The sequence below is a fragment of the Pseudomonas fluorescens genome (genome assembly GCF_018614775.1).
GTDB lineage: Bacteria > Pseudomonadota > Gammaproteobacteria > Pseudomonadales > Pseudomonadaceae > Aquipseudomonas > Aquipseudomonas fluorescens_BY.
In genome coordinates, this window is record NZ_JAGGOF010000091.1 from 14717 (window position 1) to 29939 (window position 15223).

Sequence of the window (15223 nt, forward strand, 5' to 3'; positions counted from 1 at the left end):
CAAGCCATTGGATCCGCGGGATCCGCAGTATCTGGCACGTATCAGTCAAAACTGGGAATAATGTTGGCCTTGTCGATCATATCGATCGGCAACAGGAACTCATGGTCGTCTACCTGCACCACGACGTCCTGCTCTTCTACACCGCGCAGAAGGCCTTGAAAGTTGCGCCGACCTTCGAAAGGCGAACGCAGCTTGATCTTCACTTGTTCACCGGCAAATGAAGCGAACTGCTCAAGGGTGAACAGAGGGCGTTCCATGCCAGGCGAGGAAACTTCAAGGGTGTATTCGGAGGTGATTGGATCTTCAACATCCAGAACACCGCTGATCTGACGGCTGACGATGGCGCAATCATCCACCAATACGCCGCCTTCCTTATCGATATAAACGCGCAACAGTGAGTGGCGACCTTGAGCCGAAAACTCAACACCCCAGCATTCATAGCCAAGGGCCACGACCACCGGGGCCAACAAGGCCTGCAACTGTTCTAGCTTGCTCGACACCTGAACCCCCTCGTGCATGTTTGTGCATGCTGTGCAAATAAAAAAAAAATGGGCGAATCGCCCATCCCTGAAACGCCGTCAAACAACGGCGCTGTAAAGTGTCCAGCTAACAAAAAGCCCCTTGGAAGGGGCCTCTGAAACTGGTTGCGGGAGCCGGATTTGAACCGACGACCTTCGGGTTATGAGCCCGACGAGCTACCAGACTGCTCCATCCCGCGACAAAGCTGGGGCGGAAGTATACGACCGATCCATTACAGGGTCAATGTAACCCTTCCACCTACAAGAAAGCCCGCAATTGCGGGCTCTCCTGATAATTGGTACCGAGAAGGGGACTCGAACCCCTACACCCTATGGGCACAACCACCTCAAGGTTGCGTGTCTACCAATTCCACCACCTCGGCAATACAGCGTTTGAAACCTTCTTACTTCTGCTCTTGAGCTGGAGGTACGTCAGTCGCCGGGTTGGCCGACTTTTGCTCTTGAAGCACCGGGACATCATCAGAAGCCGGTTGTTGCTTTGGTGCTTCCAGTACCGCCGGGTTTGGCAAACCTACTTGAGTCAGCTGGTGAGCTTTCTCTTTAGCAAAGTAACCTAACCCTAAGCTGGTCATGAAGAAACCGGCGGCAAGTATAGCAGTAAACTTACTGAGAAAGGTAGAGGAACCTTGGCTTCCGAACACAGTATTTGAAGCACCTGCACCGAAAGACGCGCCAGCATCCGCACCTTTACCCTGCTGCAGCAATACGAGAGCAACAACGCCCAGTGCACCCAGCAGATGAAAAACGACTACGACTGTTTCCAGCATTTTTTCAGTTTCCCGCGGCGCGACAGATCGCACCGAACTCATCTGCATTCAGGGAAGCTCCACCAATGAGCCCCCCATCGATATCCGGCATGCCGAACAGTTCGACCGCATTGGCCGCCTTCACGCTGCCGCCGTATAGAAGCCGCACACCTCGTGCCACTTCAGAATTCTCTGCCGCCAACTGCGCGCGGATGGCGGCATGCACATCCTGCGCCTGTTGCGGCGAAGCAGTCAGCCCGGTGCCAATGGCCCAGACCGGCTCGTAAGCTATGACTGCCTTTGCAAAAGCACCGACACCCAGGTCTTCGATGATGCTGCCCAGCTGACGCCCGACAACTTCAAGGGTCTTGCCGGCTTCACGCTGCTCGAGGGTCTCCCCTACGCACAACACCGGAGTCAGACCACAAGCCTGAGCCGCAGCAAATTTGCGAATCAAGGTCTTGTCCTGCTCGCCCATGATCAGGCGACGCTCGGAATGCCCGACCAGGACCAGGGAACAACCTGCATCCACCAGCTGACTCGGCGCAACTTCACCGGTCAAAGCACCTTGCATGGATTCCACCGCAGAATTCTGCGCACCGACCGAAATCGACTTGCCTTTCAAGCCATCAACCACTTGGTTGATATACAGGCAAGGCGGGAATACCGCGACATCAACACCGCTTGGCAAGGCCAGATGACGAAGGCCATTGATCAGCTCAGCGACGCTGGCGCGGGTACCGTGCATCTTCCAGTTACCAGCTACCATAGGGCGACGCATGCTGTACCTCGTCGGTCAAAGTGGGCGCAGATGTTACCCAACCGATTCATGACTGGCAAGCCGAATTCAGGCAGAAACTTCAGTAACCAGTTTTGCCAGCTCTTCGGCGTAACCGCGGACTTGTGTTTCATCCTCGCCTTCGACCATGACACGCACCAAGGGCTCTGTGCCGGACTTGCGCAGCAGTACACGTCCGCGACCCGCCATCGCCTGTGTCACGCGCTCGCTGGCCTGCTTGACCGTCGCGTGTTCAAGGGGATTCGCACCGCCACCGAAACGCACGTTGATCAACACCTGCGGACACTTGCGCAGCGCCTGGCGCGCCTGCGCAAGCCCTTCATTGCGTGCCTTCAGCGCCATCAACACCTGCAGGGCTGCGATAATCGCATCACCTGTGGTGGTATGGTCGAAGCAAACGATATGACCGGAGTTCTCGCCACCGATCACCCAGTCGCGCTCCAGCAGCTCCGAGATCACATAGCGGTCACCCACATTAGCGCGCACGAACGGGATATCCAGGTCCGCGAGGGCCAGTTCCAGCCCAAGGTTACTCATCAGCGTACCGACGACCCCCCCTTGCAGCTTGCCGCGCTCGTGCAGGTCGCGAGCGATGATGAACAACAACTCATCACCATCGACCACCGCACCAGTGTGATCAACCATCAAGACCCGGTCGCCATCGCCGTCGAAGGCGATCCCCAGATCGGCGTGCTCGGCCAGCACCGCAGCCTGCAACGAGTCGGTATGGGTAGAACCACAGTTGTGATTGATGTTCAGGCCGTTGGGCTGGGCGGAAAGTACCACTACCTCAGCGCCCAACTCGCGGAACACGCTCGGGGCGACTTTATAAGTGGCTCCATGGGCGCAATCGACGACGATTTTCAGGCCTGCGAAGCTGGTGCCGGTCGGCACGCTGCCTTTGCAGAACTCGATGTACCGACCCGAAGCATCGTTGATCCGCGACACTTTGCCGATCTTGCTCGACTCAACGACAGTCATCGGCGTGTCCAGCAGCTCCTCGATCATCAGCTCGACTTCATCCGGCAGCTTGGTGCCCTTGCCGGAGAAAAACTTGATCCCGTTATCGTCATGCGGGTTGTGCGAAGCGCTGATCACGATACCTGCCTGCCCCTGGAAGGTACGGGTCAGGTAAGCGATGGCCGGTGTCGGCATTGGCCCCAGCAGCATCACATCGGCACCCGCCGAAGTCAGACCTGCCTCGAGAGCCGATTCGAACATGTAGCCGGAAATACGCGTGTCCTTGCCAACCAGCACCTTGCAGGCGCCCATCTTGCGGAACGCCATACCGGCGGCCCAACCGAGCTTGAGCATGAAATCCGGGGTGATAGGGTATTCACCGACCCGACCACGGATCCCGTCGGTGCCAAAGTATTTTTTGCTCATAAGTGCTCCGTCATTCTTATTCGGCTGAATCCACAGCTGCGATCATCCGCACAACATCCATCGTTTCGGCCACATCGTGAACGCGCAATATGCGCGCGCCTTTGGTTAGGGCCAAGGCTGCAAGGGCGAGACCACCATACAGGCGCTCTCCCACCGGACGCCCCAAGGCATTGCCTATCATGCTCTTTCGCGAAACACCGACCAACAGGGGACGGTCGAGCGCATGCAGGGCCTCCATGTGCTTGAACAGGCTCAGGTTGTGAGCCAACGTCTTGGCAAAGCCAAACCCGGGATCAAGAATGATCCGTTCGGCAGAGATGCCCACAGCGGCGCACTGGCTCATACGCTGCGCCAGGAACTCACCGACCTCTCGGGGCACATCATCATAATGCGGGTCATTCTGCATTGTCCCGGGCTCGCCGAGCATATGCATCAGGCAAACCGGCAAGCCGGTGGCCGCTGCCGCATCCAGGGCGCCGTCGCGCTGCAAGGACCGAACATCATTGATCAGCCCCGCCCCCAGTCGCGCCGTTTCGCGCATAACCGCCGGCGTGGACGTATCCACCGAGACAATGACATCAAGCTCGCGAGTTATACGCTCGACAATCGGTGCCACTCGCTCCAGCTCTTCGGTAGGGGAAACGGCTCGCGCACCCGGTCGGGTCGATTCGCCACCCACATCGATCAGCGTCGCACCGGCGGCCACCATGGCTTCGGCATGCCGCAACGCAGCGTCGAGCTGGCTGAATCGGCCGCCATCGGAAAAGGAATCAGGAGTGACATTGAGAATACCCATGACATGCGCATGGGCCAAATCAAGAACCCGGTTGCCGCAAAGCAACCGGGTCGAGGACTGAGCAGAAGTCATTTCAAGCCTTAGACATCAGCAGCCGGACCGCCAATCGGTGTTTCCGGACGCTCGCCCTGCACCGCCGGAGGCGTACCGGAATTACCGGTGCCACCCGACCAGTCACGGGGTTCGCGCGGCTCGCGACCCGCCATGATGTCGTCGATCTGATCGGCATCGATGGTTTCATACTTCATCAGGGCATCGGCCATGGCATCGAGCTTGTCACGGTTGTCCGTGAGGATCTGCCGGGCGGTGCCATAGCACTGATCAATGATACTACGCACTTCGGAGTCGATCAGCTTGGCCGTCTCGCCAGAGAAGCTCGCATGCTGGCCACCGCCACCACGACCGAGGAACACCTCGCCCTCTTCTTCGGCGTACATCAGCGGGCCCAGTTTCTCGGACAGGCCCCACTTGGTCACCATGTTCCGGGCAATCTGGCTGGCACGCATGATGTCGTTGGAGGCGCCAGTGGTCACACCGTCGAAGCCCAGCGTCATTTCTTCAGCGATACGACCACCGTACAGCGAACAGATCTGGCTGATCAGCGCGCGCTTGGACAGGCTGTAGCGATCCTCCTCCGGCAGGAACATGGTCACACCCAGGGCACGACCACGCGGGATGATCGAGACCTTGTAGACCGGATCATGCTCAGGCACTACACGACCGACAATCGCGTGCCCCGCCTCGTGGTACGCCGTGTTCTGCTTTTCTTTCTCGGACATGACCATGGATTTGCGCTCGGCACCCATCATGATCTTGTCCTTGGCCAGTTCGAATTCCTTCATTTCCACCACACGCTTGCCGGAACGCGCGGCAAACAGCGACGCTTCGTTGACCAGGTTCGCCAGGTCAGCGCCGGAGAAGCCAGGCGTACCACGCGCGATGACCGCCGGGGCAACGTCGTCACCCATTGGCACCTTACGCATGTGGACCTTGAGGATCTGCTCACGACCGCGAATGTCCGGCAGCCCCACCACGACCTGGCGGTCGAAGCGGCCTGGACGCAACAGCGCAGGGTCAAGCACGTCAGGACGGTTGGTGGCGGCAATCACGATGATGCCGTCATTCATTTCGAAACCGTCCATCTCCACCAGCAACTGGTTGAGGGTCTGTTCACGCTCGTCGTGACCGCCACCCATGCCGGCGCCACGATGGCGGCCGACGGCGTCGATCTCGTCGATGAAAATGATGCATGGCGCGTGCTTCTTTGCCTGCTCGAACATGTCACGAACACGGCTGGCGCCCACGCCGACGAACATTTCCACGAAGTCGGAACCGGAAATCGTGAAGAACGGCACCTTGGCTTCGCCGGCAATCGCCTTGGCCAACAAGGTCTTACCAGTACCTGGCGGGCCCACCATCAACACGCCACGGGGGATACGACCGCCCAAGCGCTGGAACTTGCCGGGATCACGCAGGAATTCAACCAGCTCGCCCACTTCTTCCTTGGCTTCGTCGCAACCCGCAACGTCAGCCAGGGTGGTTTTTACCTGGTCTTCGGAAAGCAGTCGGGCCTTGCTCTTGCCAAAGCTCATCGGCCCGCCCTTTCCGCCACCACCGCCCTGCATCTGGCGCATGAAGAACATGAACACCGCGATGATCACCAGGATCGGGAAGCTGGCGACCAGGAGCTGGGTCCAGATGCTTTGCTGCTCGGGCTGCTTGCCTTCGACCACGACATGGTTGTCCACCAGGTCGCCGATCAGGCCATTGTCCTGGATCGCCGGACGAATGGTCTTGAAGCTGTCGCCATCGGCGCGCTTGCCGGTAATCACATAGCCATCTACGGCTACGCGCTCGACCTTGCCATCCTTGACCTGCTGGATGAAGTCGGAATAGTTGAGGGTCTGCGGCTCGTTAGGGCTGGAGAAGTTGTTCATCACGGTCACAAGGACAGCGGCGATGATCAACCACAGGATCAGATTCTTTGCCATATCGTTCAATTAACTACCCTCTGAAGCAAGCTCCGCTACTGGCGCGCGCTTCGCATGATATTCACCGGCCTAACTTACTACATTACCTACGACTCTGGCAGGCGCCGTCTGTAACCCTTTGTGAAACTTTGACCGGGTAATTTTCGTTACACGGCGTTTTCAATGCGAGACAAAAAAAACTATCGCGCCTGTCAAAGACGCTCATCACTGGAGGCGCCTTCAACACCGCGAAACCCTCGCGCCAACAGGTACTGCTCGCGAGAGCGGTCACGGGACGACAATGGCTTGCGCATCTGCACCTTGTCGAACAACTTGCGCATGCCCTTGTGGTATTCGTCGAAGCCTTCACCTTGGAAGACCTTGATCAGGAAATCGCCCCCTGGACGCAGAACCCGTCCGGCAAGATCCAAGGCCAGCTCACTGAGGAACATCGCACGAGGCATGTCGACAGCCGCCAATCCACTCATATTGGGGGCCATATCGGAAATCACAAGGTCAACCTCGGTATTTCCGACGGCTTCCAGAATTTTTGCCAATACGGCGTCTTCGGTAAAATCACCCTGGATGAAGGTCACATCAGGGATGCCGTCCATTTCCAGGATATCGGAGGCGATCAAGCGCCCTTGCCCACCAATCAGACGACTGGTCACTTGGGACCACCCTCCCGGCGCCGCACCAAGGTCGATCACGGTCATGCCTGGACGGATCAGGCGATCCTTTTCCTGGATCTCAAGCAATTTATAGCTGGCACGCGAACGATAGCCGTCCTTTTGCGCCATTTTGACGTACGGATCGTTGAAATGCTCTCTGAGCCAGTTCTGGCTAGTCTTGGAACGGGCCACGGGCCACCTCTAAAAAATAAAACGGGTCGTGATTAAGTGGGCGGTCCCGGACTCGCTCGGGTAAACTGGCCGCCGCTTTTTACAAGATCAGACGCAGGGGTCAGATTATGCCGCTCACTCAAGAGCAGAAGAAACAATACAAATCCATTGGCCACCATCTGAAACCGGTTTTGACTGTGGCTGACAACGGTTTGACGGAAGGTGTACTCGCCGAGCTGGAACGCGCCTTGGGTGATCACGAGCTGATCAAGATCAAGCTCAACATCCTCGACCGCGAAGCCCGCCTGGCTGCCGTTGCTGAACTGTGCAAGACCGGCAAGGCCGACCTGGTGCAGGTCATCGGCAAGATGGCACTGATTTATCGCAAGAATTTCAGCGTCAACAAGCAACTGTCGAACGTTCACCGCTTCAAGTGACAGCAAAGGGTCAAGGGTGTGCTTCGCGCACCCTGCCACCCCATCCGGGAACCGGCTGCAACACCAGCACCAAGCCGGAAAACCCCAGCACCAGGTAACTGAATGCCTGCCACTGGCTCGCATCCGGCCAGCCGAGACGCACCGCAAAGAACATTCCGCAGGCATACAAGGCCATGAGCAGCAATTGCCCACGAATGTCGCGCCATAGACTGGCAAGGCCCTCGGCCTGAACCAGCACCAACACCAACACCTGAAACGTCACGCACACTGCGCAGAAACCCACCAGCAGTGCCGTCAGCATACCCGCGATTTCATTGATGAGCAGCGGTGCCAGGCCAACACGGCCCAGCACCGGCAGCAAACCGATGTGCAGCAACCACACGCCACCCACCCACAGCATCTGGCTAAGCTGCCAGAGCATGGCGCCAGCACGTAGCGGGCGCCTTCGTTCAGATGTGACGGACTTCGACAATCTCATACTCGATAACACCACCGGGTGTCTTCACCGTCACCACATCGCCCTCTTCCTTGGCAATCAAGGCGCGAGCGATCGGCGAACCGACGGAAATCTTGCCCAGCTTGATGTCAGCCTCATCCTCACCCACGATCTGGTAAGTGACGCTTTCATCCGTCTCGACGTTGGCGATTTCCACGGTGGTGCCGAAGATCACCTTGCCGGTGTGGGGGATGGCGGTGACGTCGATGATCACTGCGTTCTGCATGCGACCCTCGATGTCACGCACCCGCGCCTCGACCATGCCCTGCTCCTCACGAGCGGCATGGTACTCAGCGTTTTCCTTGAGATCGCCCAGCTCGCGCGCTTCGCCAATGGCCTGGCTCAAGCGCGGACGCTCGACCTTGGTCAGGAAAGCGTGTTCTTCTTCCAGGGCCTTCGCGCCCTGAACGGTCATCGGGTACTTGGTTATGCTCATGCCTTCAATCCTGCATGTAGATCCTGCAAGCGACGCACGGTCTTCTCGGGACCGAACTTGAGCGCTTCGCAGATCGCTTCGCCCGCAGCAATGGTCGTGGTGCAGTAGATCTTGTGCTGCAGCGCGTTGCGACGAATGGAATAGGAATCAGCGATCGACTGGCGGCCTTCGGTGGTGTTGATGATCAGCGTGACTTCGTCATTCTTGATCATGTCGACCACGTGCGGGCGACCCTCGGTCACCTTGTTCACGCGGCGCACTTTCAGGCCTGCCGCCTCGATCAGTTTGGCAGTACCGGCAGTGGCGACCACTTCGAAACCCAAGTTGATCAGATCACGGGCAACACCTGCAACCAGTGGCTTGTCGTCATCACGGACGCTGATGAACGCCGTACCACCCGTCGGCAGCACTTCGCTGGCGCCCATCTGGGCTTTGGCAAACGCCTCGCCGAAGGTGTCACCGACGCCCATCACTTCACCAGTGGACTTCATCTCAGGGCCGAGGATCGGGTCCACGCCAGGGAACTTGGCGAACGGGAACACCGCCTCCTTGACGCTGTAGAAGTTCGGAATGATCTCTTTGGTGAAGTTCAGCTCTTTCAGGGTTTTGCCCGCCATGACTCGCGCAGCGATCATCGCCAGGGAAACACCGATGCACTTGGAGACAAACGGCACGGTCCGAGAAGCGCGCGGGTTGACCTCAATCACATAGATGTCTTCGCCCTGAAGCGCCAACTGCACGTTCATCAAGCCGACAACGCCCAGCTCCAGGGCCATTTTCTTGACCTGTTCGCGCATCTCGTCCTGGATATGGGCCGGCAGCGAGTAAGGCGGCAGCGAGCACGCGGAGTCACCGGAGTGAACACCGGCCTGCTCGATGTGCTGCATGATCGCGCCGATCACCACGTCCTTGCCATCGCAGACCGCATCCACGTCCATTTCGATGGCGCAGTTGAGGAAATGGTCCAGCAGCACCGGGCTGTCGTTGGATACCTGGACCGCTTCGCGCAGGTAGCGCTTGAGCTCGTCTTCCTGATAGACGATTTCCATGGCGCGGCCGCCCAGTACGTAGGACGGGCGCACCACCAGCGGGTAGCCGATCTTGGCCGCGGCACGAATCGCTTCGTCCTCGCTGCGCACGGTGGCGTTTGGTGGCTGACGCAGGTTCAGGCGCTCGACCATTTGCTGGAAGCGCTCGCGGTCTTCGGCGCGGTCGATTGCATCCGGGCTGGTCCCGATGATCGGCACGCCAGCGGCTTCAAGGGCGCGAGCCAATTTCAGCGGGGTCTGGCCGCCATACTGGACGATCACGCCTTTGGGCTTCTCGACGCGGACGATTTCCAGCACGTCTTCCAAGGTCACCGGTTCGAAGTACAGGCGATCGGAAGTGTCGTAGTCAGTCGACACGGTTTCCGGGTTGCAGTTGACCATGATGGTCTCGTACCCGTCGTCGCGCAGGGCCAGTGCGGCGTGCACGCAGCAGTAGTCGAACTCGATGCCTTGGCCGATCCGGTTAGGACCGCCACCCAGGATCATGATCTTGTCGCGGGTCGATGGCGCGGCTTCGCACTCTTCTTCGTACGTGGAGTACAGGTACGCGGTGTCGGTGGCGAACTCGGCGGCGCAGGTGTCGACGCGCTTGTAGACCGGGAACACTTCCAGCTTGTGACGATGGGCACGCAGGCTCTTCTCGGTCACACCGAGCAACTTGGCCAGGCGCTGGTCCGAGAAGCCCTTGCGCTTGAGGCGGAACATCATGTCGTAGTCGATGCTGGACATGCCCAGGGTCTTGACCTTCTCTTCTTCCTTGATCAGGTCTTCGATCTGCACCAGGAACCAAGGGTCGATCATGTTCATGCCGAAGATCTGCTCGACGGTCATGCCGGCGCGGAAGGCATCGGCCACGTACCAGATACGCTCGGCGCCTGGCACGGTCAGCTCGCGCTTGAGTACGCTCATGCTTTCCGGGTCGTTGAGATCCAGCTTCGGATCAAGACCGCAGACACCCACCTCCAGACCGCGAAGAGCTTTCTGCAGGGATTCCTGGAAGGTCCGGCCAATCGCCATGACTTCACCGACCGACTTCATCTGAGTGGTCAGGCGGGCATCGGCCTTGGCGAACTTCTCAAAGGCAAAACGGGGCAGCTTGGTGACGACGTAGTCGATGGATGGCTCGAAGGACGCCGGGGTCTTGCCGCCGGTGATGTCGTTCGACAGTTCGTCCAGGGTGTAGCCCACGGCCAGCTTGGCAGCGACCTTGGCAATCGGGAAACCCGTGGCTTTCGAGGCCAGGGCCGACGAACGGGATACCCGCGGGTTCATTTCGATGACCACCATGCGCCCGGTGTTTGGGCAGATGCCGAACTGGACGTTGGAGCCACCGGTTTCCACGCCGATCTCACGCAGTACCGCCAGGGAGGCGTTACGCAGGATCTGGTATTCCTTGTCGGTCAGGGTCTGGGCCGGTGCGACGGTGATCGAGTCGCCGGTGTGCACGCCCATCGGATCGAAGTTCTCGATGGAGCAGACGATGATGCAGTTGTCCTTTTTGTCGCGGACAACTTCCATTTCGTACTCTTTCCAGCCGATCAGGGACTCGTCGATCAGCAGTTCCTTGGTCGGCGACAAGTCCAGGCCACGGGCGCAGATTTCTTCGAATTCTTCACGGTTGTAGGCGATGCCGCCACCGGTGCCGCCCATGGTGAAGGACGGACGGATGATGCACGGGAAGCCCAGTTTCTCGAGGACCGCGTTAGCCTCTTCCATGCTGTGGGCAATACCGGAGCGCGGGCACGCCAGGCCGATGGATTTCATGGCCTTGTCGAAACGCGAACGATCCTCGGCCTTGTCGATGGTGTCGGCGTTGGCGCCGATCATTTCCACGCCGAACTTCTCCAGGACGCCTTCGCGCTCCAGGTCCAGGGCGCAGTTGAGCGCCGTCTGGCCACCCATGGTCGGCAACAGTGCGTCAGGGCGTTCCTTTTCGATGATCTTCGCAACGGTCTGCCACTTGATCGGCTCGATGTAAGTGGCGTCGGCCATGGCCGGGTCGGTCATGATGGTCGCCGGGTTGGAGTTCACCAGGATGACGCGATAGCCCTCTTCGCGCAGGGCTTTGCAGGCCTGGGCGCCGGAGTAGTCGAATTCGCAGGCCTGGCCGATCACGATCGGGCCAGCGCCGAGAATCAGGATGCTTTTTATGTCTGTACGTTTTGGCATGGGTTTGTCACTCAAATCCGCAGGTCAGTCGGCTAGGCCGTCGAACAATCTTTGAAGCGCCCAAGGGGGCCGCCGTACTCGGGGCCGCCCTCAGGCTTCACGCGGTCAGCGTCGCTTGGCCATCTCGTTGATGAAGCGATCGAACAGCGGGGCCACGTCGTTCGGGCCCGGGCTCGCTTCAGGGTGGCCCTGGAAGCTGAACGCGCTCTTGTCGGTACGCTCGATGCCTTGCAGCGTGCCATCGAACAGCGACTTGTGGATCGCCCGCACGTTGGCCGGCAGGGTCGCCTCGTCCACCGCAAAACCGTGGTTCTGGCTGGTGATCATGACGACGCCGGTGTCCAGGTCCTGGACGGGGTGGTTGGCACCGTGGTGGCCGTGCCCCATCTTCAGGGTCATGGCGCCCGAAGCGAGGGCCAGCAACTGGTGACCGAGGCAGATGCCGAACACCGGGATCTCGGTTTCCAGCACATCCTTGATCGCCTGGATCGCGTAGTCGCAAGGCTCGGGGTCACCCGGGCCGTTGGACAGGAACACGCCGTCGGGCTTGAGGGCCAGGACGTCTGCAGCCGGGGTTTGTGCGGGCACCACGGTCACGCGGCAACCGCGCTCGACCAGCATGCGCAGGATGTTCACTTTGACGCCGTAGTCGTAGGCAACCACGTGGTATGGCAGCTCGGAAGCCTCGATGGTCGCGTGACTGTCGGTCTTCAGGTCCCAGACCGTGGAACGCCATTCGTATTGCTTCTGGGTGCTGACGACTTTCGCCAGGTCCATGCCCTTGAGACCAGGGAAGCCCTGGGCAGCGGCAATGGCGGCTTCTTCGGAAATGTTGTCACCGGCCATGATGCAGCCGTTTTGGGCGCCCTTCTCCCGCAGGATGCGGGTCAGGCGACGGGTGTCGATACCGGCGATCGCCACGACATTGTTGGCTTTCAGGTAGTCGGACAGCGACATCGTGCTACGCCAGTTGCTCGCTACCAGCGGCAAGTCACGGATGACCAGGCCGGCGGACCAGACACGGTCGGACTCGGCATCTTCCGGCGTGGTGCCGGTGTTGCCGATGTGCGGGTAAGTCAGGGTAACGATTTGCTGGGCGTAGGAAGGATCGGTAAGAATTTCCTGATAGCCGGTCATTGCGGTGTTGAACACCACCTCACCAACGGTCTGGCCGTCGGCTCCAATGGCTTCGCCGCGAAAAATGCTGCCATCAGCAAGGGCGAGTATGGCTGGCTTAGTCAAGAAGACCTCCCGTAAATAAAGCCTGAAAGGGCGATCGCAGGTTGTAAAAAAGCGGAGTGACGTATGGACACGTCACCCCGCTTCTTCACTGAATTATTCTGCGCGCTTTTAGTGGACACACTAAAGCTGTAGCTTACAGAAAAAGGCTTTTTTGGTCCACCGCTAATGAGCCTTAAAGGCAGGGGAATGCGACAGGCCGTCGCGAAGCGGCGTAAAACGGGGCGCAGTATAACCCGAACCCCGTTTTCATTGACATCAACGCAGGTCGAGAACGTCCTGCATATCGTACAAACCAGGCTCACGCCCCTCCAGCCACAGCGCAGCACGCACCGCACCCTTGGCGAAGGTCATCCGGCTCGAGGCCTTGTGGGTGATTTCCAGGCGCTCGCCCTCAGTGGCGAACAGTACGGTGTGATCACCCACCACATCACCACCGCGCACGGTCGCGAAACCGATGGTGTCTCGCTCTCGCGCACCGGTATGCCCCTCGCGCCCGTACACGGCGACTTGCTGCAGGTCGCGACCTAGTGCATCGGCAATCACTTCACCCATGCGCAAGGCCGTCCCCGACGGCGCGTCGATCTTGTGTCGGTGATGCGCTTCGATGATCTCGATATCCGCATCGTCACCCAAGACCCGGGCCGCCATGTCCAGCAGTTTCAGCGACAGGTTCACACCCACACTGAAGTTCGCCGCAAACACGATCGGAATGCCTTTCCCGGCATCGGCCAGCAACTGCTTCTGCATAGCGTCCAATCCCGTGGTGCCGATCACCATGGCCTTGCCGTGCTTGCGGCAGATGGCGAGGTTTTTCAACATCACTTCCGGCAGCGTGAAGTCGATCAGGACATCGAACTCGTCAAGGACCTTTTCCAACCCGCCAGACATCGGCACACCGATGCGCCCGAGCGAAGCCAGCTCGCCCGCATCCGCGCCCACCAGCGTACTGTCGGGGCGAACGATGGCAGCCGTCAGGCCGGAGAGCGGCGAGCGCTGCTGCACCGCCTCGACCAGCGCCTTGCCCATGCGCCCCGCAGCACCCATCACAGCTATACGTCGCATGCGACCTCCTTACAGATCGCCGAAGAAGCGCTTCACGCCTTCGAACCAGCCGGTGGTTTTCGGGGAGTGACTGTTGTCACCCTCCAACGTACCGCGGAACTCTTCCAGCAGCTCACGCTGACGTCGGCTCAGATTGACCGGTGTCTCTACCGCCACGCGACACATCAAGTCACCTGCGCCGCCACCACGCACTGGCGCAACGCCCTTGCCACGAATGCGGAACTGCTTGCCGGTTTGTGTCCCCTCAGGGATTTTCAGCTTGACGCGACCGTCGAGGGTCGGGATCTCAAGCTCGCCACCCAGGGCCGCATCGACGAAGCTGATCGGCACTTCGCAGAACAGATGCTTGCCGTCGCGCTGGAAAATCGCGTGCTCGCGCACATTGATCACCACGTACAGGTCGCCGGTCGGGCCACCCTGGGCACCCGCCTCACCTTCGCCGGACAGGCGAATACGGTCACCGGTATCGACACCGGCTGGCACCTTGACCGACAGCGTCTTGTACTCTTCGACACGCCCTTCGCCGTGACAGGAGTCGCACGGATCGGAAATGATCTTGCCCTGGCCATGGCAGCGCGGGCAGGTCTGCTGCACCGAGAAGAAGCCCTGCTGCATGCGAACCTGACCGATACCGCCGCAGGTCGGGCACGTAACAGGCGAGGAGCCCTTCTTGGCGCCCGAGCCGTCGCACGGCTTGCAATTGACCAGCGTCGGCACGCGGATATTGACGGTCGTACCGCGCACCGCCTCTTCCAGGTTCAGTTCCAGCGTGTAACGCAGATCGCTGCCACGCTGGGCACCACCGCGGGCACCGCCGCGACCGCCACCGAAGAAGTCGCTGAACACATCGCCGAAAATATCGGAGAAGTTCTGGCCGCCGAAACCGGCACCGCCGCCACCCATGCTCGGGTCGACGCCAGCATGCCCGTACTGGTCATATGCCGCGCGCTTGCTGGAGTCGGACAGAACCTCGTAAGCCTCGTTGGCTTCCTTGAACAGTTCTTCAGACGCTTTATCGTCGGGATTACGATCCGGGTGGTGCTTCATCGCCAGGCGACGGTAGGCCTTTTTCAGCTCTGCCTCGCTGGCCCCCCGCTCAACACCCAATATTTCGTAATAGTCACGCTTTGCCATTAGTCTTTGCACTCTTATAGGACGTTCGGCAAACCTCTCCTGAACCTTGCCAAACTCGTTGAGCCCCAATACAGGCCCGGACCCAACTCACGTCAATTCAACGATCCTGGTCTTGATCTT

The 15223-nt window shown here is 59.5% G+C and carries 14 protein-coding genes and 2 tRNA genes; 1 reads left to right on the forward strand and 15 read right to left on the reverse strand.

Going from position 1 to position 15223, the window contains the following annotated elements:
* Window positions 1–41 precede the first annotated feature (41 nt).
* The 9 genes from rimP to rlmE all read right to left on the reverse strand — a co-directional run bounded on the left by rimP (window position 42) and on the right by rlmE (window position 7099).
* On the reverse strand, window positions 42–500 hold the full coding sequence (rimP, locus tag J7E36_RS21195; protein WP_215007447.1) for a ribosome maturation factor RimP: 459 nt from the start codon (window positions 498–500) through the stop codon (window positions 42–44).
* 141 nt (window positions 501–641) lie between these two features.
* Window positions 642–718 (reverse strand) — tRNA-Met (locus J7E36_RS21200).
* A gap of 97 nt (window positions 719–815) precedes the next feature.
* A tRNA-Leu gene (locus J7E36_RS21205) sits at window positions 816–901 on the reverse strand.
* 21 nt (window positions 902–922) lie between these two features.
* The gene (gene secG / locus J7E36_RS21210; RefSeq protein ID WP_215007449.1) at window positions 923–1306 is read right to left on the reverse strand and encodes a preprotein translocase subunit SecG; all 384 of its coding nucleotides are present in this window, start codon (window positions 1304–1306) and stop codon (window positions 923–925) included.
* A 4-nt stretch (window positions 1307–1310) separates the two neighbouring features.
* A complete protein-coding gene (tpiA, locus tag J7E36_RS21215) occupies window positions 1311–2066 on the reverse strand; it encodes a triose-phosphate isomerase (protein ID WP_215007389.1) in 756 nt (251 codons plus the stop codon).
* A gap of 66 nt (window positions 2067–2132) precedes the next feature.
* Window positions 2133–3470, reverse strand: coding sequence for a phosphoglucosamine mutase (gene glmM, locus J7E36_RS21220; RefSeq protein WP_215007392.1), 1338 nt, complete (start codon window positions 3468–3470; stop codon window positions 2133–2135).
* 16 nt (window positions 3471–3486) lie between these two features.
* A complete protein-coding gene (gene folP / locus J7E36_RS21225; RefSeq protein WP_215007394.1) occupies window positions 3487–4338 on the reverse strand; it encodes a dihydropteroate synthase in 852 nt (283 codons plus the stop codon).
* 8 nt (window positions 4339–4346) lie between these two features.
* Window positions 4347–6257: an ATP-dependent zinc metalloprotease FtsH gene (ftsH, locus tag J7E36_RS21230; RefSeq protein ID WP_215007397.1), complete on the reverse strand. Its 1911-nt coding sequence runs from the start codon at window positions 6255–6257 to the stop codon at window positions 4347–4349.
* A 191-nt stretch (window positions 6258–6448) separates the two neighbouring features.
* The gene (gene rlmE, locus J7E36_RS21235; RefSeq protein ID WP_215007400.1) at window positions 6449–7099 is read right to left on the reverse strand and encodes a 23S rRNA (uridine(2552)-2'-O)-methyltransferase RlmE; all 651 of its coding nucleotides are present in this window, start codon (window positions 7097–7099) and stop codon (window positions 6449–6451) included.
* 107 nt (window positions 7100–7206) lie between these two features.
* Between rlmE and J7E36_RS21240 the strand changes: the two genes are divergently transcribed.
* Window positions 7207–7515: a YhbY family RNA-binding protein gene (locus J7E36_RS21240; protein WP_003177852.1), complete on the forward strand. Its 309-nt coding sequence runs from the start codon at window positions 7207–7209 to the stop codon at window positions 7513–7515.
* Between the two features lie 10 nt (window positions 7516–7525).
* On the opposite strand, the gene J7E36_RS21245 is transcribed toward J7E36_RS21240, so the two are convergent.
* The 6 genes from J7E36_RS21245 to dnaJ all read right to left on the reverse strand — a co-directional run bounded on the left by J7E36_RS21245 (window position 7526) and on the right by dnaJ (window position 15103).
* Window positions 7526–7936, reverse strand: a complete 411-nt coding sequence (locus J7E36_RS21245) for an MFS transporter (protein WP_215007402.1) — start codon at window positions 7934–7936, stop codon at window positions 7526–7528.
* Between the two features lie 28 nt (window positions 7937–7964).
* The gene (gene greA, locus J7E36_RS21250; RefSeq protein WP_215007451.1) at window positions 7965–8441 is read right to left on the reverse strand and encodes a transcription elongation factor GreA; all 477 of its coding nucleotides are present in this window, start codon (window positions 8439–8441) and stop codon (window positions 7965–7967) included.
* A 2-nt stretch (window positions 8442–8443) separates the two neighbouring features.
* Entirely contained in the window at window positions 8444–11665 is a 3222-nt protein-coding gene (gene carB / locus J7E36_RS21255; RefSeq protein ID WP_215007405.1) for a carbamoyl-phosphate synthase large subunit, read from the reverse strand.
* A gap of 105 nt (window positions 11666–11770) precedes the next feature.
* Window positions 11771–12907, reverse strand: coding sequence for a glutamine-hydrolyzing carbamoyl-phosphate synthase small subunit (gene carA / locus J7E36_RS21260; protein WP_215007408.1), 1137 nt, complete (start codon window positions 12905–12907; stop codon window positions 11771–11773).
* 255 nt (window positions 12908–13162) lie between these two features.
* Window positions 13163–13969: a 4-hydroxy-tetrahydrodipicolinate reductase gene (gene dapB, locus J7E36_RS21265; RefSeq protein WP_215007411.1), complete on the reverse strand. Its 807-nt coding sequence runs from the start codon at window positions 13967–13969 to the stop codon at window positions 13163–13165.
* A gap of 9 nt (window positions 13970–13978) precedes the next feature.
* Complete coding sequence (gene dnaJ / locus J7E36_RS21270; RefSeq protein WP_215007414.1) at window positions 13979–15103, reverse strand: molecular chaperone DnaJ; 1125 nt, start codon at window positions 15101–15103, stop codon at window positions 13979–13981.
* Between the last annotated feature and the right edge of the window lie 120 nt (window positions 15104–15223).